At 76.6% G+C, this 21,664-nt stretch carries 21 protein-coding genes; 15 read left to right on the plus strand and 6 right to left on the minus strand.

The genetic code is table 11. The features are described 5' to 3' along the window. Nucleotides 1-3: 3 nt before the first annotated feature. Nucleotides 4-858 (minus strand): fructosamine kinase family protein, encoded by an 855-nt coding sequence (locus ACF07N_RS03320; protein ID WP_392107704.1) that lies wholly within the window; start codon nucleotides 856-858, stop codon nucleotides 4-6. Nucleotides 859-999: 141 nt separating this feature from the next. On the opposite strand from ACF07N_RS03320, the gene ACF07N_RS03325 reads away from it, so the two are divergent. Beyond that, nucleotides 1,000-1,323 (plus strand): hypothetical protein, encoded by a 324-nt coding sequence (locus ACF07N_RS03325; RefSeq protein ID WP_383335773.1) that lies wholly within the window; start codon nucleotides 1,000-1,002, stop codon nucleotides 1,321-1,323. A 57-nt stretch (nucleotides 1,324-1,380) separates the two neighbouring features. Here ACF07N_RS03325 and ACF07N_RS03330 read toward each other — a convergent pair whose 3' ends face one another. After that, the gene (locus ACF07N_RS03330) at nucleotides 1,381-2,004 is read right to left on the minus strand and encodes a hypothetical protein (RefSeq protein WP_392108769.1); all 624 of its coding nucleotides are present in this window, start codon (nucleotides 2,002-2,004) and stop codon (nucleotides 1,381-1,383) included. A 591-nt stretch (nucleotides 2,005-2,595) separates the two neighbouring features. Here ACF07N_RS03330 and ACF07N_RS03335 point away from each other — a divergent pair. From ACF07N_RS03335 to rfaE2, 9 genes are all read left to right on the plus strand, one after another. Then, nucleotides 2,596-3,150, plus strand: a complete 555-nt coding sequence (locus ACF07N_RS03335; protein WP_392107707.1) for a hypothetical protein — start codon at nucleotides 2,596-2,598, stop codon at nucleotides 3,148-3,150. Nucleotides 3,151-3,387: 237 nt separating this feature from the next. Next, nucleotides 3,388-4,353: an NAD-dependent epimerase/dehydratase family protein gene (locus ACF07N_RS03340; protein ID WP_383335775.1), complete on the plus strand. Its 966-nt coding sequence runs from the start codon at nucleotides 3,388-3,390 to the stop codon at nucleotides 4,351-4,353. 68 nt (nucleotides 4,354-4,421) lie between these two features. After that, nucleotides 4,422-6,110, plus strand: coding sequence for a carbamoyltransferase (locus tag ACF07N_RS03345; RefSeq protein WP_392107710.1), 1,689 nt, complete (start codon nucleotides 4,422-4,424; stop codon nucleotides 6,108-6,110). Further along, entirely contained in the window at nucleotides 6,107-7,180 is a 1,074-nt protein-coding gene (locus ACF07N_RS03350; protein ID WP_383586561.1) for a glycosyltransferase family 2 protein, read from the plus strand. The genes ACF07N_RS03345 and ACF07N_RS03350 overlap by 4 nt, the downstream gene beginning before the upstream one ends. Nucleotides 7,181-7,454: 274 nt before the next feature. Next, nucleotides 7,455-8,528, plus strand: a complete 1,074-nt coding sequence (locus ACF07N_RS03355; protein ID WP_392107713.1) for a glycosyltransferase family 9 protein — start codon at nucleotides 7,455-7,457, stop codon at nucleotides 8,526-8,528. Then, a complete protein-coding gene (locus ACF07N_RS03360; protein WP_383342363.1) occupies nucleotides 8,525-9,490 on the plus strand; it encodes a glycosyltransferase in 966 nt (321 codons plus the stop codon). Before ACF07N_RS03355 ends, ACF07N_RS03360 begins: the two co-directional genes overlap by 4 nt. Beyond that, complete coding sequence (locus tag ACF07N_RS03365; protein ID WP_392107716.1) at nucleotides 9,487-10,764, plus strand: glycosyltransferase; 1,278 nt, start codon at nucleotides 9,487-9,489, stop codon at nucleotides 10,762-10,764. Before ACF07N_RS03360 ends, ACF07N_RS03365 begins: the two co-directional genes overlap by 4 nt. 71 nt (nucleotides 10,765-10,835) lie before the next feature. Next, nucleotides 10,836-11,474 (plus strand): SIS domain-containing protein, encoded by a 639-nt coding sequence (locus tag ACF07N_RS03370; RefSeq protein ID WP_383586567.1) that lies wholly within the window; start codon nucleotides 10,836-10,838, stop codon nucleotides 11,472-11,474. Beyond that, nucleotides 11,471-12,877 (plus strand): D-glycero-beta-D-manno-heptose 1-phosphate adenylyltransferase, encoded by a 1,407-nt coding sequence (gene rfaE2, locus ACF07N_RS03375; RefSeq protein WP_392107719.1) that lies wholly within the window; start codon nucleotides 11,471-11,473, stop codon nucleotides 12,875-12,877. The genes ACF07N_RS03370 and rfaE2 overlap by 4 nt, the downstream gene beginning before the upstream one ends. Before the next feature lie 579 nt (nucleotides 12,878-13,456). Here the strand turns inward: rfaE2 and ACF07N_RS03380 are convergent. The 4 genes from ACF07N_RS03380 to ACF07N_RS03395 form a co-directional block, all read right to left on the minus strand. After that, nucleotides 13,457-14,698, minus strand: coding sequence for an MFS transporter (locus ACF07N_RS03380; RefSeq protein ID WP_383335783.1), 1,242 nt, complete (start codon nucleotides 14,696-14,698; stop codon nucleotides 13,457-13,459). A 416-nt stretch (nucleotides 14,699-15,114) separates the two neighbouring features. Next, complete coding sequence (locus tag ACF07N_RS03385; RefSeq protein ID WP_392107723.1) at nucleotides 15,115-15,678, minus strand: hemerythrin domain-containing protein; 564 nt, start codon at nucleotides 15,676-15,678, stop codon at nucleotides 15,115-15,117. A 76-nt stretch (nucleotides 15,679-15,754) separates the two neighbouring features. After that, nucleotides 15,755-16,288: a DoxX family protein gene (locus ACF07N_RS03390; RefSeq protein WP_392107726.1), complete on the minus strand. Its 534-nt coding sequence runs from the start codon at nucleotides 16,286-16,288 to the stop codon at nucleotides 15,755-15,757. A 62-nt stretch (nucleotides 16,289-16,350) separates the two neighbouring features. Continuing rightward, nucleotides 16,351-17,526, minus strand: coding sequence for an amidohydrolase (locus ACF07N_RS03395; RefSeq protein WP_392107729.1), 1,176 nt, complete (start codon nucleotides 17,524-17,526; stop codon nucleotides 16,351-16,353). A 209-nt stretch (nucleotides 17,527-17,735) separates the two neighbouring features. Here ACF07N_RS03395 and ACF07N_RS03400 point away from each other — a divergent pair, with 209 nt between their 5' ends. Genes ACF07N_RS03400 through ACF07N_RS03420 form a run of 5 tightly spaced genes read left to right on the plus strand, consistent with a single transcriptional unit; the run spans nucleotide 17,736 to nucleotide 21,657 of the window. Then, nucleotides 17,736-17,924 (plus strand): hypothetical protein, encoded by a 189-nt coding sequence (locus ACF07N_RS03400; protein WP_383335787.1) that lies wholly within the window; start codon nucleotides 17,736-17,738, stop codon nucleotides 17,922-17,924. Between the two features lie 19 nt (nucleotides 17,925-17,943). Further along, the gene (locus ACF07N_RS03405) at nucleotides 17,944-18,645 is read left to right on the plus strand and encodes a hypothetical protein (protein WP_392107732.1); all 702 of its coding nucleotides are present in this window, start codon (nucleotides 17,944-17,946) and stop codon (nucleotides 18,643-18,645) included. After that, the gene (locus tag ACF07N_RS03410) at nucleotides 18,642-19,559 is read left to right on the plus strand and encodes a DUF6895 family protein (RefSeq protein ID WP_392107735.1); all 918 of its coding nucleotides are present in this window, start codon (nucleotides 18,642-18,644) and stop codon (nucleotides 19,557-19,559) included. The genes ACF07N_RS03405 and ACF07N_RS03410 overlap by 4 nt, the downstream gene beginning before the upstream one ends. Beyond that, nucleotides 19,556-20,473, plus strand: coding sequence for a DUF6895 family protein (locus ACF07N_RS03415; protein ID WP_383588533.1), 918 nt, complete (start codon nucleotides 19,556-19,558; stop codon nucleotides 20,471-20,473). The genes ACF07N_RS03410 and ACF07N_RS03415 overlap by 4 nt, the downstream gene beginning before the upstream one ends. Then, entirely contained in the window at nucleotides 20,470-21,657 is a 1,188-nt protein-coding gene (locus ACF07N_RS03420) for a serine hydrolase domain-containing protein (protein ID WP_392107738.1), read from the plus strand. Before ACF07N_RS03415 ends, ACF07N_RS03420 begins: the two co-directional genes overlap by 4 nt. The last annotated feature ends 7 nt before the right edge of the window (nucleotides 21,658-21,664 follow it).

A 21,664-nucleotide genomic window follows, 5' to 3' on the forward strand; every position in this document is an offset into this window, starting at 1 on the left:
CGGTCACCCCGCCAGCGCCGAGCGGGCCACGGACAGGGCCTGCTCGGCGTAGCTCCGCCCGAACAGCACGGCGTGCACCAGCAGCGGGAACAGCTGGTGCACGCCGACGCGTTCCGTCCAGCCCTCGGCGAGCGGCGCCACCTGCTGGTAGCCGTCCAGCACCGCCTCCAGGTGGGGGCAGCCGAACAGGCGCAGCATCGCCAGATCGGTCTCGCGGTGCCCGCCGTGGGCGGCCGGGTCGATCAGCCGGACGTCCCCGTCCGCCCCCCACAGCACGTTGCCGCTCCACAGGTCGCCGTGGAGCCGGGCCGGCGGCTCGGCGGGCCCCGCCAGCTCCGGCAGCCGCTCGCACACCCGTTCCACGACAGTCGCCTCCCCGGCGCCCACCGTGCCCTGGTCGACCGCCCGGCGCAGATACGGCAGCACGCGCTGCCCGGCGTACCAGCCCGGCCAGTGCGCACCGGGCTCGTTGCGCATCGGGGCGAGCCCGATGTACGCGTCCGCCGGCCCGCCCGGCGGCGGCGCCCCGAACGCGGGCGCCCCGGCGGCGTGCAGCCCGGCCAGGTCCCGCCCGAACCGCTCCGCCGCCTCCCGCCCCGGCCGCCCTTCCGGGACCCGGTCGAGCACCAGCCTGCCCTCGTCGTGCCCGTGGACGACCGGCACCCGCACGGTCCCGGCCTCGGTCAGCCACCGCAGCCCCGCCGCCTCGGCCCGCGCCGCCCCCGGCCGCCCGGACCGCTTGACGACCACGACCCGCCCGTCGTCGAGCGTGACCTCGGAGAGAGTGCCGGACAGGGCCCTCTCCCCGGTGACCGTCCGCCCGGTGAACCGGGCCGCGACTTCGGAACAGGCGGTCATGCGTCCTCCCTCTCCCGCGGGCCTGACCGTCCCTCAGGCTACGACCAGGTGCCCGCGCGGCCCGGCCCGGGCGTCACGCGGGACGGTGAAATCCCGCCCCGCGCCGACAGAACGGGAGCCCGCGGGGGGAGCAGTCGGGTCATGACGACTTCACCGTTCCAGCGCACGATCGCCCTGCCCGCCCCGGTGTGCGAACAGGCCGCGGAGCACCTGGAGCAGGCCGCGCACCGGTCCATCGACGGGGCCGCCGTCCCCCTGAAGGCGTTCCGGGCGGCCGCCGACAGCGACTTCACGCTGCCCGTGACGGTGGTGGAGCAGGCGGCGGCGTGTCTGCTGGTCCTGGCCACCGAGACGGCCCAGACCGTACGTCCCTCCGCGCTGCGCGCCACCATCAGCGTCGCCCTGCGGCTGCGCGACGCCGTGGAACTGGCACACCAGCCCGCCCTCAGCAGCCGCTTCTGGTAGACCGGGCCGCGGCCCCGTACGTCGTGTCGTCCCCGGCTCCCTGGCTCACCGGCTCCGTCACGCCGCTGCTCCCGGCGTGCGCCGGTCCGGCGCCACCGCCACATGGGTGGTGACACGGACCAGGCAGGGACGGCGGGGCGTCGAGCCGGCCCCGAAGCGCACCGGGGGCTCGACGGGCGTCAGGGCGCCCAGGTCGCGGCCGTCGCGGACGACCGTGGCGGAGGTGACCGGGTGCAGGTCCCGGGCGCCGTACCACTGGTGGCGGCCCGACCGGGCGCCGGCGTGGGTGCGGGCGCCGAGCAGCACACGGGCCGGCCGGTCCCACAGCGCGAGCCAGCCCGGGCCGGTGGCGAGCCGGCCGGGCACGGTCCGCAGCGCGAGGCCCGTCAGACTTCTGCGGCCGGTGCGGAACCGCAGCTCCAGCGGCGGGGCCGAGACCGACCAGTCCCGGCGTCCGGTGACGCGGACCCGCACCGGTACGACCCGCACCTCGTCGAAGACGTAGGTGGCGGCGACGAAGTCCGCCGTCTCCCGCGTCGGTGCCAGCAGCACGCGGTGCCCGTCGGCCTCCTCGACCATCAGGTCGCTGAACGGCCCGAACGGCGACCTCGGCCAGTGCCCGAGCACCACGCGGGTGCCGGACGCCGTGCCGATCCCGGCGATCCAGCCGTCGAAGCGCAGGACACGGACCGGCGACCCGGACCCCGCGGGGCGGGCCGAGCCGGTGTGTCCGGAGCCGGTGTGTCCGGATCCTCGGCGCAGCACACGGCCCGGGTGCCCGCCCGGTTCGGCCGCGAAACGATCCCGGACACCGGCCCGCCACCCGCCGGCCCTGTCTCCCTGCCCGTGCGGCCCGCCTGCCGCGCGGCCCCATGAGCGTGCGTCCCCGCTCGCCGCGCGGCCCCTGCGTCCCCGTCTGCCGCGCGTCCCTGCGGCCCCGCGAGCCGCGCGTCCCCGCCGCCGCGTGCCCCTGAGGCCCCGTGAGCCGCGCGTCCCTGCCTGCCGCGTGCCCCTGCGGCCCCCGCCTGCCACGGCACCCCTGCGGCCTCGACCGCTTCGCGCGCCCGCCTGTCAGGGCACTCGTGCGGCCTCGTCCGCTTCGCGCGCCCGCCTGCCGCGCACGCCCGCGCGCTCCCGGCCCGCACTTCCCCGGGGGAAACGCGGTGTGGCCGAGGCCACGTCGCGGACGAGGTTCCCGTCACGTCCGGGGCCGGGGCGCGGCGGTTACCGTCTACGACCAGACCCCGCCCCCTCCCCTCGGACGGCCCGGCAGTGCAAGCAGATCTCTCCCCGGTCATAGCGGCCACCGCCCAGTGGCTGACGCGCGCCTTCCCCGCCGCCGGCGGTGCGCTGGCCTCCGCCCTGTGCGAGGTGCAGGCCCGGCAGGCGGTGACCGTCGCGGCGTGGCTGAGGTATCCGACGGCGACGGACGCCGCCCTGCTCGGCATCGTGGGCCCCGGGGGCTCCGCGCGGCTCGACTGGGTCACCGGCGCCGGCCCGGACCCGGGCGACGGGGGACACGACGGGGACCCGGGCGACGACGGGGACCCGCACGCCTGGCGTACGTGGGTCGACGAGGTCGTGGCCAGCTGGGCGGCGAGTCTGCTCGGCGACCCCGGGCTGGCCGCCCGGGCCGTGGCCGCACTCGCCGACGGCGCTCACGGCACCTGCTCGCCGGCCGGGTTCCGCCGGCTCGTGGCGCCCGACGACGGCGACCGGAGCGCCGCGGCGCTCCTGCGCCACCCGGACCTGCTCGCCCCCGTCGCGGACCTGCACCGCCACCAGCTGCTCGACCGTCTCAGCCCGGGCCGCACCCTGATCGCCTGACGCGGCGTCCCGGGCGCTGCGCCGGGCCCTCCACCTGCGCGGACGCTCCGCCGCGCCCCCTCCCTCACGCCTCCCTCACCCAGCGTGACTCACCGGTTTGCCGTAAGCGACCGTGCCCCGCCTTCCCCGTCGGCGGACCCTGAGCGTGGGCTCGACGGCCTCCGGCCAGCTTCGGCGGCCCGGGGTTTCCCCACCGTCGCGCCGTGCCGTGACGCCGCTGACGGAGGAGAGACCGACATGACCACCGACTTCTCACGGAGCTGGGAACACGCCGTCGTCACCGGCGGTGCCGGGTTCGTCGGCTCCCACCTGTGCGCCGCCCTGCTGGACGCGGGCGCGGCCGTCACATGCGTGGACGACTTCAGCACGGGACGGCCGGAGAACATCGCGCCGCTCCTGGAACGCCCCGGCTTCACGCTCGTGCAGGCCAACGTCGCCGAGCCGCTGCGCATCAAGCGCCCGCCGGACCTCGTCCTGCACTTCGCCTCCCCGGCCTCCCCGGCGGACTACCTGCGCCTGCCGCTGCACACCATGGAGGCGGGCAGCCTCGGCACCCGCAACGCCCTGGAACTGGCGCACTCCGCCCGCGCCCGCTTCGTCCTGGCCTCCACCTCCGAGGTCTACGGCGACCCGCAGCAGAACCCCCAGGACGAGCGCTACTGGGGCAACGTCAACCCCGTCGGACCGCGCAGCGTCTACGACGAGGCCAAACGCTTCGGCGAGGCGCTGACCACCGCCCACGCCGAGACCCACGGCACCGACACCTGCATCGTGCGGCTGTTCAACACCTACGGCCCGCGGATGCGGGGCCACGACGGACGCGCGGTGCCGACCTTCGTCCGGCAGGCCCTGGACGGCGAACCCCTCACCGTCACCGGCGACGGCCGTCAGACCCGGTCGCTGTGCTACATCGACGACACCGTCCGCGGCATCCTCGCCGCGGCCGCCCACGGCATGCGGGGACCGGTCAACATCGGCAACCCGGCCGAGATCACCATGCTCGACCTGGCCCGCCTGGTCGTCGAACTCGCCGGGTCCCCCTCGGACATCCGCTTCATCGAACGCCCCGTGGACGACCCCGCCGTGCGCTGCCCGGACATCACCCTGGCCCGCGACAAGCTCGGCTGGGAGCCGCAGGTGCGCGCCGAGGAGGGCCTGCGGCGCACCATCGCCTGGTTCCGCGAGGAGGGGACGGACGACTGAGCCCGTCCCGGCCTCCCCGCGCAGCGCCTCGCCCGGTCCCGCCCCCACCGCCGAAAGGCCCGCACCTCATGCGCATCCTCGGAATCAACGCCCTCTTCCACGACCCGGCCGCCGCCGTCGTCGTCGACGGACGGACCGTCGCCGCGGCCGAGGAGGAGCGGTTCTCACGGCGCAAGCACGGCAAGCGCCCCCTGCCCTTCTCCGCCTGGGAGCTGCCCGAGAAGGCCGCCGCCTGGTGCCTGGAACGGGCCGGGCTGCGACCGCAGGACCTCGACGCGGTCACCTATTCCTTCGACCCGGAACTCGCCCGGCCCGCCGACGCCATGGGCCTGGACGACCCGTGGGACCACCTGCGGCTCACCTACGCCCGTGAGGCCCCCGGCTTCCTGGCCGCCGCCCTGCCCGGCCTCGACCCGGGCATCGTCCGCTTCGTGCCGCACCACATGGCCCACGCCGCCTCCGGAGCCTTCGCCGCACCGGACGCCGGCGACTCCTCCGTCCTGGTCCTCGACGGCCGCGGGGAACGCGCCTCCCACCTGGCCGCACGCCGTGTCGGCGACCGGCTGGAGGCCCTGCACAGCCAGGAGCTGCCGCACTCGCTCGGCCTGGTCTACGAGGAACTCACCGCGCACCTCGGCTTCCTGCGCTCCTCCGACGAGTTCAAGGTGATGGCCCTCGCCTCCCACGGCACGCCGCGCATGCTCGCCGAACTGCGCCGCCATGTGTACCCCACCGGCGACGGCGGCTTCCACGCCACCGCGGTGCCCTGGCACGAGCTGTGCGCGCCGCGCGGGGCCGACGAGCCGTGGACGCAGGACCACGCCGACGTCGCCGCCAGCGCCCAGGCCGTGCTGGAGGAGACCCTGCTCGACCTGGTGCGCTGGCTGCACGGCCGAACCCACGACAGCGTGCTCACCCTCGCCGGCGGCGTCGCCCTCAACTGCGTCGCCAACTCCCGCATCGCCCGCGAGGGCCCCTTCTCCCGGGTGTGGGTGCAGCCCGCCGCGGGCGACGCGGGCACCGCCCTCGGCGGTGCCCTGCTGCTGTCCGCGGTGCAGGGCGACCAGCCCGAGCCCATGACCGGCGCCGACCTCGGCCGGGACTGGTCCGACGCGGAGCTCGGCGCCTGGCTGAAGACGGCGGCCGTCCCCTTCGAACGGCCCGCCGACATCGCCGAGACCGTCGCCCGGGCCCTCGCCGACAACGCGATCGTCGCCTGGTTCCAGGGCCGCTCCGAGTACGGCCCGCGCGCCCTCGGCCACCGGTCCCTGCTCGCGCATCCCGGGCACGCCGGCAACCTGGAACGCCTCAACGACGTCAAGGGACGCGAGCAGTTCCGGCCGGTCGCGCCCATGGTCCTCGCCGACCGCGCCGCCGAGATCTTCGACGGACCGCTGCCCAGCCCGTACATGCTGTTCGTGCACGACGTGGCCCCGGCCTGGCGGGATCGCATCCCGGCCGTCGTGCACGTCGACGGCACCGCCCGCATCCAGACCGTCGACCCGGGCCGCGAACCCCTGGTGGCCCGCATGCTCGGCGCGTTCGAGCGGTTCACGGGACTGCCCGTGGTGGTCAACACCAGCCTCAACACGGCCGGCCGGCCCATGGTCGACGATCCGCGCGACGCCCTGGAGTGCTTCGGCTCGTCGCCCGTCGACCTGCTGGCCATCGGCCCGTACGCCATCCGCCGCGGCGACCTCTTCCGCACCGGCGGCCCGGACGGCCTCCGCGACGGCGCGGCCGGGGGCTCGCGATGACCGCCCCGGGCACGGGCGCACGGGACGCCGAGTACGCCGTCGTGATCCCCACCCTCGGCCGGCCCAGCCTGCGCACCTGCCTGCACGCCCTGGCCGAGACGGCCGGACCCGGGCCGGTGCGCGTCGTCCTCGTCGACGACCGGCCCGACCCGGCCGGGATCACCCTCACCGCCGACGTCCCGCCGTCCCTGCGCGCCCGCACCGTCGTCGTGCCCGGCGGCGCACGCGGCCCCGCGGCGGCCCGCAACCTCGGCTGGCGCGCGGCCGGTGACGTCCCCTGGGTCGTCTTCCTCGACGACGACGTCGTCCCCGGGCCGACCTGGGGCGACGACCTCACCCTCGACCTGACGGCCGCGTCGGACCGGACGGCCGGGATCACCGCCCGCATCGAGGTGCCCCTGCCGCGCGACCGCCGCCCGACCGACTGGGAGCGCAACACGGCCGGACTCGCCGGCGCCCACTGGATCACCGCGGACATGGCCTACCGGCGCGCGGCACTCGTGGCGGTCGGCGGCTTCGACGAGCGCTTCCGGCGGGCCTTCCGCGAGGACGCCGACCTCGCGCTGCGCATGCTCGACGCCGGCTGGACGCTCACCACGGGACGGCGCACCACCACCCATCCCGTCCGGCCCGCCGGACGCTGGATCTCCGTCCGCCTCCAGGCCGGCAACGCCGACGACGTCCTGATGACCCGGCTGCACGGCCGGCACTGGTGGCGCCGGGCGGGCGCGTCGCGCGGGCGGCTGCCCGCGCACCTCGCGGTCACCGGGGCCGGGGTGACGGCCGTCGGCTGTGCCCTCCTCGGCCGGCACCGCCTCGCCGGGGCGTGCGCGGCCGCCTGGCTGGCCGGGACCGCCGAGTTCGCCCTGGCCCGCATCCTGCCCGGTCCGCGCACCCGCGACGAAGTGCTCACCATGGCGGTGACCAGCGCGCTCGTCCCGCCCGCCGCGACCTGGCACTGGCTGCGCGGCCGGCTGGCCCACCGCACGGCCCGCCCGCACACCGCGCCGGCAGCAGCGGAGCCGGCGACCGCGCCCCAGCCGCCGGTCAGGGAACGGCTGCGGTCATGAACCAGGCCACCGGCCCCCGGCGGCTTCCCGGGGCGTACGCACCCGGCGGCACACCGCCCGCCCCGTCTCCGGCAGCCGCCCCCGTCGGCCCCGCCTCGCCCGGCGCGCGGGGGCGACGCCACCCGCGGCCACCGGCCGGCCCGCGCCCGGACACGCGCGTCCGGTGCCGGGTGACGCCGGGCGTGGGATCCGGGCCCGCCCTGTGCCGGCCCGCCACCCCGCGCCCGGCCACCACCCCGCACCGGCCCCTGCCCCTGCCCCGGGGAGGCCGGCGATGAAGTCGTTCCGTTCCCGTCGCCGTGCGCCCCGCACGCTCGTCGTCCGCCTCGACAGCGCCGGAGACGTGCTGCTGGCCGGCCCCGCCGTGCGGGCCGTCGCGGCCGGGTCCTCGTACACCGCGCTGCTGTGCGGACCGCAGGGCGCGGCGGCCGGGCGCCTGCTGCCCGGCGTGGACGACGTGCTGACCTTCGACGCCCCCTGGGTCGGTCTGGAGCCCGCGCCGGTGACGCGGGCGGCCACCCGGCGGCTGATGGCGACGCTCGCGACGGGCCGCTTCGACCGGGCGCTGGTGCTCGTGTCGTACCACCAGAGCCCGCTGCCGGTCGCCCTGCTGCTGAAGCTGGCCGGAGTGTCCCGCGTCGCGGCCGACAGCGAGGACTACCCGGGCGCACTGCTGGACCTGCGGCACCGCAGGCTCCCGCACCGCCACGAGGCCCTGGCCGCCCTCGACCTCGCCCGCGCCGCCGGGTTCGCCCTGCCGTCCGGCGACGACGGCCGGCTGCGCGTCACCCCGCCCCCGCGCACGGCCCACCTCACCGGCCCCGGCCCCTATGTCGTCGTCCACCCGGGCGCCGCCGTCCCCGCTCGCGCCTGGAGCCCGGGCCGGGCGGCGCGGGCGGTGGCAGCGCTGTCCGCCGAGGGGTACCGGGTCGTCGTCACGGGCGGGCGGGGCGAGCGCGAGCTGACCGCGCGCGTCGCCGGGCGGCACGCCCTCGACCTGGGCGGCGCCACCGACCTGCCGCACCTGGCCGGAGTCCTCGCCGGGGCCCGGGCGGTGGTGGCCGGGAACACCGGACCGGCGCATCTCGCCGCCGCCGTCGGCACCCCCGTCGTCAGCCTCTTCGCGCCTGTCGTGCCGGCCGAGCGGTGGGCCCCCTACGGCGTCCCCCACCTCCTGCTCGGCGACCCGCACGCCGCGTGCGCGGACACCAGGGCACGGCACTGCCCGGTACCGGGACACCCCTGCCTGGACGGAGTCGCCGACGCCGAGGTGCTCGCCGCCGTGGCGGCCCTCACCGGCGACGCGGCGGACCAGGGAGAACAGACGGAGCGAGGAGCGACCGTATGAACATCCTGCTGTGGCACGTGCACGGTTCCTGGACGACCGCGTTCGTCCAGGGGCCCCACACCTACCTGGTCCCCGTCACCCCGGGCCGCGACCCGGACGGGCTCGGCCGCGCCCGCACCTTCTCCTGGCCGGACTCGGTCCGCGAGGTCACGCCCGAGGAGCTCCGCGACACGCCCGTCGACCTGGTGCTGCTGCAACGGCCGCACGAGCCCGAGCTGGCCGAGCGCTGGCTCGGCGGGCGCCGCCCGGGCCGGGACGTGCCCGCCGTGTACCTGGAGCACAACGCGCCCGACGGCGACGTACCGGACACCCGGCACCCCTGCGCCGACCGCGCCGATCTGACGCTCGTGCACGTCACGCACTTCAACCGGCTGTTCTGGGACAACGGCAGCACCCGCACCGCGGTGATCGAGCACGGCGTGGTCGACCCGGGCCACCGCTACACCGGCCGCCTGGCCCGCGCCGCCGTCGTCGTCAACGAACCCGTGCGCCGCGCCCGCTACACCGGCACCGACCTGCTGCCGGCCCTCGCCGACGCGGTGCCGCTGGACGTGTTCGGCATGGGCACCGAGGGCCTGGCCGGGCACCTCGGCCTGCCGCCCGACCGGTGCCGCACGGCCGACCTGCCGCAGGGCGAGCTGCACACGGCGATGGCCGAACGCCGCATGTACCTGCACCCGGTGCGCTGGACCTCCCTGGGCCTGTCCCTGCTGGAGGCCATGCACCTCGGCATGCCCGTGCTGGCGCTCGCCACCACCGAGGCGGTCGAGGCCGTGCCGCCGGGCGCGGGCACCCTCTCCACCCGCCCCGACGTCCTGGCCCGCGTGGCCCGCCGCTACCTGCACGAACCGGAGGCGGCGGCCGCGGACGGAGCCCGGGCCCGGCAGGCGGCCCTCGAACGCTACGGGCTCAAGCGCTTCCTGGCCGACTGGGAGCGCCTGCTCACGGAGGTGTGCTCATGACCCCGTCCCTCAGCCCCTTCCCTGCCGGGCCGCTCGGCGGCGGCCCGCGTGACCCGGGCGTCCTCGACATCGCGCTCGTCTCCGAGCACGCGAGCCCCCTCGCCACCCTCGGCGGGGTCGACGCCGGCGGGCAGAACGTGCACGTCGCCTGCCTCGCCGCGGCCCTCGCCGACCGCGGTCACCGCGTCACCGTCCACACCCGGCGCGACGCCCCCGACCTGCCCGCCCGCGTGGCCCTGCGCGACGGCGTCGAGGTCCACCACGTGCCCGCCGGGCCGGCCGGGCCGCTCCCCAAGGACGCCCTCCTGCCCCACATGGGCGAGTTCGGCCGCCACCTGGCCCGCGCCTGGCGCACCCGGCCCCCCGACCTCGTCCATTCCCACTACTGGATGTCGGGCCTGGCCGCGCTGCGCGCGACCCGCGCGCGGGGGCTGCCCCTGCTGCACACCTACCACGCCCTCGGCACGGTCAAGAAGCGGCACCAGCAGCTCGCCGACACCAGCCCGCCGGAGCGGATACCCGGCGAGATCGAGGTCGGCCTCGGGTGCGACCGGGTCGTCGCCACCTGCCGGGACGAGGTCGCCGAACTGGCCCGCATGGGCGTCCCCGCGCACAAGGTGGTCATCGTGCCCTGCGGCGTCGACCCCGACCGGTTCACCCCGAACGGCCCGGCCGCGCCGCGCGGCCCGTACCCGCACCGGCTGCTCCAGCTGGGCCGGCTCGTGCCGCGCAAGGGCGCGGCGGTCACCATCGCGGCCCTGGCCGCCCTGCCCGGCACCGAACTCGTCGTGGCCGGCGGCCCGCCCGCCGACCGGCTCGACGAGGATCCGGAGGTCCGCAGGCTGCGCGGGCTCGCCCGGGACGCGGGCGTGGCCGAGCGGGTCCGTTTCACCGGCGCCGTGCCCGGTGAGGAGATCCCGGCGCTGCTGCGCTCCGCCGACGTGGTGGTGTGCCCCGCCGACTACGAGCCCTTCGGCATCGTCCCGCTCGAAGCCATGGCCTGCGGCGTTCCGGTCGTGGCCAGCGCCGTCGGCGGACAGCTCGACACCGTCGCCGACCCCGGCACCGGGCGGCTCGTGCCGCCCCGTGACCCTCAGGCGCTGGCCCGGGCCGTGGCCGGGCTGCTCGCCGACCCGGCGGCCCGCGCGGCGTGCGGCGCCGCCGGCCGCCGCCGGGTGCTGAGCCGCTACGGCTGGGACCGGGTCGCCGCCGCCACCGAGGCGGCCTACTGCGCGGTCCTCGACGCCGAGCCCGCCGCGACCGGCGCCGGCTGAACCGGCCCGCCCGCCCAGAGCCCGAAGGAGGTGTGGGCCCGCCGCCCCCTGCGGCGGCACGCCCGAACCGCATGAGCGAAGTCCCCGCGCACCCCGCCCTCGACGCCGCGCGTCTGCACTGCGAGTCACTGGAGGAGGCCCTCGGCCGGTTCCGCCGGGGGCCCGGCCTGGACCGTATCGCGGACTGGGGCACCCGGCTCGCCGGCGTCCTCTCCGACGGCGGTCGGCTGCTCGCCGCGGGCAACGGCGGCAGCGCCGCCCAGGCCCAGCACCTCACCGCCGAACTCGTCGGCCGCTACCGCCGCGAACGCCGCGCCTACTCGGCGATCGCCCTGCACGCCGAGACCTCCAGCGTGACCGCGATCGGCAACGACTACGGCTTCGACCACGTCTACGCCCGTCAGGTCACCGCCCACGGCCGCCCCGGCGACGTCCTCGTGCTGCTGTCCACCTCCGGGCGCAGCGCCAACCTGGTCGCGGCCGCCGTCACCGCCCGGCAGGCGGGCCTGCGCGTCTGGGCCCTCACCGGACGCGGCCCGAACCCCCTGGCGGAAGCCGCCCACGAGGCCCTGTGCGTGGACGCGGACAGCACCGCCACCGTCCAGGAGACCCACCTCGTCGCCGTCCACCTGCTGTGCGAGTGCTTCGACACGGCCGTCGCCGCGCCCCTCGCACGGCGCACCGTCCTCACACGGGGGAGCAGCTCATGACCGGTCCGCGGCCGATCGCCGTCGTCGGGGACGTCCTCCTCGACGAGGACATCGAAGGCGTCTCCACCCGGCTCGCGCCGGACGCCCCCGCCCCCGTCGTCGACGTCACCGCCGACCGGCGGCACCCCGGAGGAGCGGGGCTCGCCGCCGCCCTCGCGGCCCGGGGCGGCCGGGACGTGGTCCTGGTGACCGCGCTCGGCGACGACGAGGCCAGCGAGGCCGTACGGCGCGACCTGCGCGGCCGGGTGCGGCTGCTGGAGATCCCGCTGAACGGCACCCTGCCCGTGAAGACCCGCGTCCTGGCCGGCGGCCGGCCCGTCGTCCGGATCGACCGGGGCGGCGGCACCCCCGGCGAACCCGACGACGAGGTCCGCAGCGCACTGGCCGGAGCCGGCGCGATCCTGGTGGCCGACTACGGCCGCCACACCGCGGGCGCCCTGCGGCCGTACCTGGAGGACGCCGCCCGGCGCACCCCGCTGGTGTGGGACCCGCACCCGAAGGGCGACCCGCCCGTGCCCGGGGCGCGTCTGGTCACGCCCAACGCGGCGGAGGCCCGCGCCCTGCACCCCGGAGCCGGTGAGACGTCCCTGGGCGCGTACGCCGAGCGGGCCGCACGGCTCGCGGAGCGCTGGCGTGCGGCGGGCGTCGCCGTCACGCTCGGCGAACGCGGGGTGCTGCTGGCCCGGCCGGGCGCCGGGACGCCGATGCTGGTGCCGGTGCCGTACCGGGCCGCCGGCGACCCGTGCGGCGCGGGGGACTGCTTCGCTGCGACGACGACGGCGGCCCTCGCCGACGGCCTGCTGCCGGAGGAGGCGCTGCAACGGGCCGTCGCCGAGGCGGCCGCGTTCGTCGCGGCGGGAGGCGCGGGCAACCCCGGCCTGTGGCGCACCGCACCGGCACCCGGACCGGCGGACGACGCCGCCACCGACGCGTTCGCCCTGGCGGAGAGCGTCCGGGCCCGGGGCGGCACGGTGGTCGCCACCGGCGGCTGCTTCGACCTGGTGCACGCCGGTCACGTCGGGCTGCTGGAGAGCGCCCGGCGCATCGGCGACTGCCTCATCGTGTGCCTGAACTCCGACGCCTCCGTCACCCGGCGCAAGGGCCCGGGCCGCCCGCTCAACCCGGCGGCGGACCGCGCCCGCGTCCTCGCCGCGCTCGGCAGCGTGGACGCCGTGGTCGTCTTCGAGGAGGACACCCCCGAGGCGGTCCTGTCCCGGCTGAGGCCGGACGTGTGGGTCAAGGGCGGCGACTACTCCGTCCAGGACCTGCCCGAGGCCGAGGCCCTGCGCACCTGGGGCGGCCAGGCGGTGGTCCTGCCCTACCTGGACGGCCGCTCCACGACCCTGCTGACCCGCAGGGCGGCGAAGGCGGCGGTGGGGGCCCTGCGCCGGCCGGGATCCTGACGGACCGCGGCCGGCCGGCCCGCCTGAACGGTCCCGCCCGAGGGCTGCCGCGCCGGGGCGGACCGAGTGGTCCGTGACGGCCGGGGCACGATGCCGGGGCACACCTCCGCCCGCGCCGACGGCCGCCGGCTTGGCGGGTTGTCGGGGGGAGTCGCGTGGTGGGCGTGTCCGGGCCGATGGCTTCCGGCTTGGCAGGCTGTTGGGGGGGAGTGGCGTGGTGGGTGTGTCCGGGCTGACGGTTCCCGGCTTGGCGGGCTGTTGGCGGGAACCGCGCGGCGGGCAGGTCCGGGCCGTCGGCTTCCGTCCCCGGACGGGCCGTCGGCTTCCGTCCCCGGACGGGCCGTCGGCTTCCGTCCCCGGACGGGCCGTCGGCTTCCGTCCCCGGACGGGCCGTCGGCTCCCGCCCCCCCGACGGGTCATCGGCTCCCGCCCCCGGACAGGCCGCCGGCTCCCGCCCCCGGACAGGCCGACAGCTCCCGCCCCTGGGGTGGGGCCGACGGCTCCTGCCCGGGCGTGCCGTCGGCGTTCCGTGCGCGGAAGCGGGCTCCGGGCGGGTCGGACCGCCCCGCAAGGCCCCGTTCAGGCCGCCGTGCTCAGGGCCGGACGGCCCGGTACCTCGCCCTTGTCCGCGCGGAGCAGGACGGGTGCCGGGACGCGGCGGCGGTGCAGCAGGTGGCCCGCTCCGATCGCGCCCGCGATGAGCAGTCCGCCGGTGACCAGGGCGCCGCGAGGCCCGGCGGTCTCCATCAGCAGGCCGAGCGCGGGCGGGCCGCCCAGGCTCCACACCGTGCCGACGCTGCCCCACACCCCCAGCACCCGGCCCCGCAGGTGCGCGGGCGGGTCGGTCTGCAGGACGGCCGTCCCGGCGGTGTCGGAGACGGACTCGACCACGGCCATCGGCAGCACCAGGGCGATCAGCACCAGCAGCGACGGGGACAGGCCCGCCACCACCTGGAGCAGCCCTCCGGCCGCGGCCAGCGCGCCCACGAGCCGCACGGACGGGCGGCGCAGCCGGGCGCCGAGCACCGCGCCGAGGATGCCGCCGATCGCGAGCACGGTCGACACCGTGCCGAAGGAACCGGCCCCGCCCGCGAGCGGCCCGGTGACCAGCACGGCGAGGGTGAGCCCGTAGTTGCGCCCGAACACCGCGCTGATCCCCGTCACGCCGGCGAGCGCCATCAGCCGCGGCCGGCGGGCGAAGAAGGCCAGCCCCTCCCGCACGGACAGCTCCGCACCGGTCCGCTCGTCCTTCGCCGTCTCATGCCGCACCGCTCCCGCCGCGGGACGCAGGAACGGGATGACCGAGGCCACGAACAGGAACGACAGCCCGTTCCCGACGTACGCGGCGGCCGTGCCGAGGAAGGCGACGGTCACTCCGGCGAGAGCCGCTCCGACGAGCCGGCCCGCCTGGTGGACCAGGGCACCGACCCCGATGGCCGAGGGCACGTCCTCAGCCGGGACGAGATCGTTGCCCAGCAGCGCGCACGCCGGGTTGTCGACGGTGGCGACGACACCCGTGACGGCGGCCAGCACCAGCAGCGAGGTCATGTCGAGCCGGTCCAGCGCCACCAGCACGGCCGTCGTGAAGGCGATCAGGCCGAGCAGCGCCTGGCTCACGGCGGCCGTCAGCCTCCGGGGCCACCGGTCGACGGCGGCCCCGCCCAGCACGCTCATCAGCAGGGCGGGCGCCGCCTGCACGGACATGGAAAGACCCGTCGCAGCGGCGGACCCGGTGATCTGGAGGACCAGCAGGTTCTGCACGGTCAGCTGCATCCACGTGCCGGCGTTCGACACGAAGTTGGCGACGGACCACCAGCGCATGCTGCGGTACCTCAGCGCGCGCCAGGGCGAGCGGGAGGCGGGCTGGGCAGGGGAGGGCGCGGAAGACACAGGGCAGTACTCGCAAGACGAGTCGGGGGACTCAGCAGGAGGGGGAGGCGAGGAGGGCGAGAAGCACCGGGCTGCGCTGCGCGGTGGCTCCCCTCGCCGGGTCAGGCGCCGACCATCGTGACAGAGCTGCTCCCCGAGTCCTCGCCTCGCGTCCTTCGCCCACCTCCGGGTGGTTCGCCAAGACCCTTGGCGCTCCGGTCATTTGCTCCCGCGAGTGGGGTTGATCACAGCTGCCGGCCATGGTCCCGGCCGGGGCCGCGACGGGTGACGGCGGCCACAGGGCGCGGCCCGGACACGTCGAAGGGCCCGTCGCCCCGGCGACGGGCCCTTCCTCTCTCACGGCGGCGTCAGTCGACCTTGCCGCGGCCGGACAGCGCGTCACGCAGCCGGTCGACCATGCCGGTGCCCGGAGCCAGCAGCTTGTTGGCCGGGGGCTTGTCCGGGGCCGCCGGGTGCGGACGGGTCGGGGCCGTCTTCTTCGCCCGGCGGACCTTGTCGCCGAGTTCGTTCAGCGTGTCCACCGGGCAGGCCTGGCGCAGCCGCGGGAAGAGGTTGCCCTCCTCGTCGGCGATGTGCGAGCGGATCTCGCTCATCAGCATGCCCGCGAGCCGGTCGAAGTCGGCGTCGCCCGCGTCGCAGCCCTCCAGGTCCTTCATGATCCGCTCGGCCGTGGCGTGGTCGCGCAGTTCCTGGTCGGCGAGGGCGTCCCCGCCCGCGACGTGCTCGCGCACGGCCGGGTAGAGGTAGGCCTCCTCGGCCACCGAGTGCCGGACGAGTTCCATGGTGACCTGGTCGGCGTACACCTTGCGGTCCCGGTGACCGGACGGCAGCGCCTCGATCCTGCCGAACATCTCCTCGACCTCGCGGTGATCGGTCACCAGCTCGTCGATGACGTTTCCTCCGTGTCCCATGTCCTTCACCTCCCAGCGCCCGGGTCCCCCCGGGCCCTGTGCGGCTAACGCGCGGTCGCGACGGTCCGGCCGTGCCTCAGGCGGGCAGCTTCGCCCGGACCCGTCCCGCCGCGGCGGCCGGGCGCGCGGTGGCCCGCACCGAACGCCGCATCAGACCGGCGTCACGGCGCACGCTGCGGGCGGCGTGGGAGCCGCGCCACAGCAGGGAGGGGCGGGAGCCGGTGTCGTCGGCGGCGATGAGCAGCCCGCCGAGCATGGACATGTTCTTGAGGAAGTGGATGCGCTGCTGGGCCCGCTCCTCCGGGTCCTCCGCCTCCCAGAAGCGGTGGCCCGCGAGCGTCGTGGGCACCAGGGTGGCGGCGATGGCCAGCGCGGCCGGGCGGGGCATGCGCCCTGTGGCCAGCATCAAGCCCGCCACGACCTGTACCGCGCCGTTGAGCCGCACGGCCTGCTCGGTGCGGTCGGGCAGGCCCGGGACGCGTTCGGTGACGGGCTGGACGACAGGCTCGGCGGCGTCGGCGACCTGCTTCGGGTCGCGGACGGAGTTCATGCCGCCCGAGAGGAACATCGAGGCGAGCAGGGGGCGGCCGAGCACACGCAACAGACTCATGGCCCTCTCCAGGGGTAGTCGGGTCCGGTGCCCGCCGGGTTCCCCGGCAGCGGCCGATGCAGTCACGCCGCCCGGTGCCGTGCCCACGCCTGCTCGCGCAGTTCGCCGCAGAGCAGGACGTCGGCGGCGGTGCAGGCGAGGGCCTGGGCCGCGGCGACCAGCACCTCGCGGGCCCGCGGGGAGGCGGCCGCGGCGGCGAACTCCGGGGTGTGGTCCGAGCCGTCCTCGCCGGCGATCGCCACGAACGGGTGGATGGCGGGCACCCGCGTGCTGACGTTCCCGATGTCGGACGAGCCCAGGTACACGCCCGGCGTGGGCGGGGACAGCGGGATCCCGGCCCGGGCCAGGTGTGCGGCGAACCGGTCGGAGAGCACCTCGCTGTCCCGGAAGTGCTCGTAGCGTACGGCCGCGCGCTCCACCTCGGCGGTGGTGCCCGTGGCCCGCGCCACGCCGTCCGCGCAGACGCGCAGCCGCTCAGTGAGTTCCTCCAGCGCCCCGGTCGTCGCCGCGCGCAGGCCGAACAGGCCCTCGGCGTACTCGGGGACGATGTTCGTCGCCGTGCCGCCCTGCGTGACGATGCCCTGCACGTGCGAGCCCTCCGGCAGCCGCCGCCCGAGCACGGCCAGCACGTTGAACAGCTCGACCAGGGCGGCGAGCGCGTCGATGCCCTCGGCCGGGTTGCCGGTGGGGTGCGCGGCCCGGCCGTGGAAGGCCACCCGGTACTGGACCTGAGCCGTCAGCGGCGCCCGGGCCCAGCTGTACACGCCCGGGTGGAACATCAGCGCCGCGTCGACGTCGTCGAAGACCCCGGCCTCCACCTCCAGCGCCTTGCCGCCACCGCCCTCCTCGGCGGGAGTGCCGACCGCCAGGACCGATCCGGTGGACAGTCCGGGCACGGCGGCCAGGGCCAGGGCGGCCCCCAGCCCAGCCGCCGCGATGAGGTTGTGGCCGCACGCGTGGCCGAGGCCGGGCAGGGCGTCGTACTCCATCAGCAGGGCCACGGCCGGCCGGCCGTGGCCCGACCGGCCGGTGAACGCGGTCGGCATCCCGGCCACGCCGCGCCGCACGGCGAACCCGGCGCGCTCCAGCTCGCCGGAGAGCAGCGCCGCCGCGCGGTGCTCGGCGAAGGCGTACTCGGGGTCGGCGTGCAGCCGCAGGGCCACGCCCCACAGCGCGTCGGCCCGTGCGGCCACCTCCTCACGAAGGGCGAGGTGTACGTCGTCGCGGATCAGGGCCACGGGGCCTCCTCGTCGTCGGTCCGGAGCGGCAAGTGCCGTCGGCCGGGTTCCCGTTGCGGACGGATCGTCGCCGGGAGGCCGCAGATTCGCTCACGCGCGAGATGTTGAAAATGTTACTGAAGTGAATTCTGAGAAATTTGGCATGCTTTGTCCGATTCCGGAGATCCGAAGAAGTGAAGGTACTCGCTTCCGCTCAAGGAGATGGTGCTATGCCTTCCAACGAAAAGGTCATCGAGGAACTGACCGGTGTTCCGAGCGTCGACATCGAGGCGGCACTCGACCCGGCCGAACTGGACGGTGTCTACCGCGACAGCCGCGAGTGCGCAGCGCTGGCGCTGTCCTCCGGGGCTGGAAAGCTCCTGCTGTCGCCGCCGACCCCGCGTCCCAAGAAGGGCTAGTGATCGACGGGAGCAGTCAATGGAGCAGTCAGGCACTTCGACCCTCCTGCAGGGCGCGGTGCATGACCTCGCATCCAGTGTGGTCTCCGCCCTCCGGGGCGGAGACCACGCGCGAGTGTCCGCCCCCGGGGCGGTCGACTCGGACGCGGGGGGCATCGCACTCGCGGCCGTACGCGTGCTCGGATCCGACGCGCTGCTGCCGTCCGTCCTGCTGGGCACCCCACCCGACCCCGACGAACTCGCCGTGTTCCGCAAGGCCGTGGAGTCCTTCCCGCCTCGCGCCGACGCGGCCCCCACCGTGCTGTGGAGCCACTGGGCCATGGCACGCACCCTGCGACGGCTCGACCCGTCCTCGGCCGCCGGAGCCGGCGGCGAGGCCGATCCCGGCGCCGGCTGGCTGGACGGCGCGAGCTGGCAGGTCCTGACCCACCAACTGGCCGTGCTGGCCCCCCTCGCCCTGCCCGGCGAGGAGAGCGCGGTCAGCCGCGCGGCCGGCCGGCGTCCCGTCGACGTCGCCCGCGGTTTCGTCCGGGCCGTGCGCCGCCGCGACTGGCGGCAGGCGGCCGGCGCGGGCCGCTGGCTCGCCCTGCTGGACGGTGTCCCCGCCACCCTGGGCCTCGAAGCGGGCCTGGACTTCGTGGAACTGATGGGCGGCCAGGACCCGCAGGTGGAACTCCAGGTGCGGGCGGCACGCCTGCTGCGCGCCGGAGCGCCGGTGTGAGCGCACCGGCCCCGGAGGTCCGCGACGTGGCGCGCGCTGCCCTGGCCTGGGCCTCCGGCCACCGCGCCGGCTTCGTCCTCGGCGAGGACGCGCTGGCCCCCGACGGCCAGGTCGACCGCAGCTGGAAGCCGCTCGGCGAACTGGCCCAGGTCTGCGCCACCGTCACGCGCCGCACACCTCCCGGCGACCCCCTGCACCGCCACGCCGCCGACCTGCTCGCCTTCGCCTGGCGGCAGACCGGCGAGGGCGAGCTGTTCCTCCGGCTGCAACGGCTGGAGCCCTTTGCCACCTACCCGCTGGAGGTCTACGCCGCCCTGGCCGCCGCCGGGTTCCGGCACCCCGCCTACGAAGCCGCCGCCGCCACGGTCGCCCGCACCCGCGGCTGGCGGCTCACCGAGCAGGATCCGACCCGCCGCCTCGGCGTGCTCATGGCCGAGGAACACGGCCGGATCCACCGGGACGAGCCGGCGGACCGGGCGCTGCGCCGCACCTGGCTGGGCGGCCTGCCGGAGCCGTGGACCTTCGAACGCTCCGCCGGATACGCCCTCACCCACGTCGTCTTCCACCTGACCGACTGGGGACGCGGCGGCGCTGGAGTCCCGGACGACCTCACCGCCTACCTGGCCCACTGGCTGCCGCCCTGGATCGACACCTGCCTGGACGCGCGGATGTGGGACCTCGCCTGCGAACTGCTGGCCGTCGCCGCGAGCGTGCCCGGCCTGCCGGACGACACCGTCCCGGGCGACGCCTGGCAGCGGACCGCCGCGGCCCGGGACGCCTCGGGCGCGCTCCCCGAGGAGGGCGACGCGGGCGACCCGGGGGACTCCGGCGCCTACTTCGCGCACCACTACCACTCCACCCTCATGGCGGCCTTCGCGGCGGTACTGACCGCCGGACAAGGAGTACCGGTATGACCGACACGCGCCTGATACACACCGTCGGGGTGGGCGCCATCGAATGGCTGTGGGCCCATCGCGACGGCTTCCGTCTGGAGCCCGACGTCGACCCCGAGATCGGCTTCCTCGAGCGCTTCAAGCCCGTCGGTGAACTGGCCCTGATCTGCAAGGTGCTGTTCCGGGAGGGAGTGGCCGGCTCGCGCCAGGCCGCACTGGCCCGCAAACTGCTCGACCACGCCTGGCGCGAGACCCTGGACGGCGGCTCCATGCTGGTGCGCGGACAGCGCACGGAGCCCATCTCGCCCATCCCCTTCGAGGTGTACCTGCCGTTCAAGGAACTGGGCTACAGCCACCCGGAGGTGGAGCGGGCCGCCGTGCTCAACCACCGCCTCGACAGCTGGGTCGCCTTCGAGGTCACCCCGACCCGCCGGCTCGGCCTGTCCGCGTTCCAGCGCCGCTTCGGCCTCACGCCCCGCCCGCCGGAGGCCGATCTGGTGGGCGGGACCTGGCTGGCCCGCACCCCGGAACCCTGGACCGTCGAGGGCCACATCGGCTACGACATCACCCACACGGTGTTCCACCTCACCGACTGGGGGGAGAACCCGGGCGGCCTGCCCCCGCACATCGCCGACTACCTCGCCACCTGGCTGCCGGTCTGGATCGACGACTGGCTGGATCTGGAGCGCTGGGACCTGCTCGGCGAACTGCTCGTCGTCGACGCCTGCCTGCCCCGCCCCACCCTGGACGAACGCGCCTGGCGGGCCCTCGCCGCCGCGCAGCAGCCCGACGGAGCCGTGCCGGCGATCCGCACGATGCCCGAGGGCACGCCCGACGAGGTCTTCGACATCGTCTACCACCCCACCCTGGTCGCCGCGTTCGCGTCGGTCCTGGCCACCTCCCGGGCCCTGTCCGCCCTGGCGGAAGCCTCATGACGGCACTCCCGCCCGCCCCGTGGCCGGGCACCCGGCCCGACGACGCGCGACGGCCCGCGCCCGCCGCACCACCGGGACGGACCCCCGGGCCCGGCGGCGTACCGGCCCCGCCGCCGGACGACGCCCTGCTCGCGGACGCCGTCGCGGCCGCCGACGCGCCCGACGTCGTCTTCGCCCTCTCCCGCCACGGCCACCGCACCCTGTGCGGGGGCGGCACGGCCCCTGCTCCGCCGCTGCCCCGCGCGGACCTGCGCTACGAGATCGGCTCGGCCACCAAGACGTTCACCGGGCTGCTGCTGGCCGGTCTCGTCCACGCCGGCGAGCTCACCGGCGGCGAACCGGCCGCCACCCTCCTGGACCGGCGGCGGCCCGCCGGGACGGACCCGGTGACGCTGGCCCACCTGATCACGCACACCTCCGGACTGCCCGCCCTGCCGGCCGGCTTCTTCCTGCGGGGCCTGCCCGCCTGGCACACCAACCCCTACGCCCGCTTCCCGGCCGACCGGGTCGTCGGCGCCTTCCTGCGCCACCGGTCCCGCCGCCGCCCTGGCACGCGCTGGTGCTACTCCAACTACGGCGTCGCCGTGCTGGGGCACGCCCTGGCCGCCGCCACCGGCACCCCCTGGGAGGACCTGCTCACCGAGCGGGTCCTGCGCCCGCTCGGCCTGACCGGCACGGCCCTGCACCCGCACGCCCCGGGTCCCGGCGGTTCCGGCCCCGACGCCCCCGGGCATGCCAAGGACGGCGTGTCACCCGTGCCCGCCTTCGACGCCGGCGGCTTCCAGGCCGCGGGCGCCGTCCGCGCCACCCCGCACGACCTGCTCACCTTCCTCGAGGCCCACCTGGACCCGGCCGCCGCACCCCCGGCCCTGGCCCCCGCGCTGCGCGCGGTGCGCGTCCCCGTGCTGCGCCGCGGCCTGACCCACCGGCACGTGCACACCCTCGCCTGGTTCCGTCACCCCACCGACGGCGGACCCATGTACTTCCACAGCGGCGCGACCCTCGGCCAGCAGGCGTTCCTCGGTTTCCGCCCCGACACCGGCACCGCCCTGGCCGCTGTGTGCACCCGCCGCTTCCGCGCCCACGACCCGTTCGTGGCCACCGCGTACGCGGTGCTCGCCGGGGAGTTCCCGGGCGCGTCCGGCGCCGGCGGCACAGGCCGCGACGGCGCCGGACAGCCCTGACCGCTCG

Origin of the sequence: Streptomyces sp. NPDC015242 (assembly GCF_043079125.1) — a bacterium.
GTDB lineage: Bacteria > Actinomycetota > Actinomycetes > Streptomycetales > Streptomycetaceae > Streptomyces.

Coding starts and splice junctions, on each gene's coding strand:
- ACF07N_RS03365 (WP_392107716.1), top strand. CDS start 9,487: ATGACCCCGTCCCTCAGCCCCTTCCCTGCCGGGCCGCTCGGCGGCGGC.
- ACF07N_RS03320 (WP_392107704.1), bottom strand. CDS start 858: ATGACCGCCTGTTCCGAAGTCGCGGCCCGGTTCACCGGGCGGACGGTC.
- ACF07N_RS03385 (WP_392107723.1), bottom strand. CDS start 15,678: ATGGGACACGGAGGAAACGTCATCGACGAGCTGGTGACCGATCACCGC.
- ACF07N_RS03405 (WP_392107732.1), top strand. CDS start 17,944: ATGGAGCAGTCAGGCACTTCGACCCTCCTGCAGGGCGCGGTGCATGAC.
- ACF07N_RS03370 (WP_383586567.1), top strand. CDS start 10,836: ATGAGCGAAGTCCCCGCGCACCCCGCCCTCGACGCCGCGCGTCTGCAC.
- ACF07N_RS03400 (WP_383335787.1), top strand. CDS start 17,736: ATGCCTTCCAACGAAAAGGTCATCGAGGAACTGACCGGTGTTCCGAGC.
- ACF07N_RS03340 (WP_383335775.1), top strand. CDS start 3,388: ATGACCACCGACTTCTCACGGAGCTGGGAACACGCCGTCGTCACCGGC.
- ACF07N_RS03325 (WP_383335773.1), top strand. CDS start 1,000: ATGACGACTTCACCGTTCCAGCGCACGATCGCCCTGCCCGCCCCGGTG.
- ACF07N_RS03390 (WP_392107726.1), bottom strand. CDS start 16,288: ATGAGTCTGTTGCGTGTGCTCGGCCGCCCCCTGCTCGCCTCGATGTTC.
- ACF07N_RS03380 (WP_383335783.1), bottom strand. CDS start 14,698: ATGCGCTGGTGGTCCGTCGCCAACTTCGTGTCGAACGCCGGCACGTGG.
- ACF07N_RS03350 (WP_383586561.1), top strand. CDS start 6,107: ATGACCGCCCCGGGCACGGGCGCACGGGACGCCGAGTACGCCGTCGTG.
- ACF07N_RS03345 (WP_392107710.1), top strand. CDS start 4,422: ATGCGCATCCTCGGAATCAACGCCCTCTTCCACGACCCGGCCGCCGCC.
- ACF07N_RS03355 (WP_392107713.1), top strand. CDS start 7,455: ATGAAGTCGTTCCGTTCCCGTCGCCGTGCGCCCCGCACGCTCGTCGTC.
- ACF07N_RS03360 (WP_383342363.1), top strand. CDS start 8,525: ATGAACATCCTGCTGTGGCACGTGCACGGTTCCTGGACGACCGCGTTC.
- ACF07N_RS03415 (WP_383588533.1), top strand. CDS start 19,556: ATGACCGACACGCGCCTGATACACACCGTCGGGGTGGGCGCCATCGAA.
- ACF07N_RS03420 (WP_392107738.1), top strand. CDS start 20,470: ATGACGGCACTCCCGCCCGCCCCGTGGCCGGGCACCCGGCCCGACGAC.
- rfaE2 (WP_392107719.1), top strand. CDS start 11,471: ATGACCGGTCCGCGGCCGATCGCCGTCGTCGGGGACGTCCTCCTCGAC.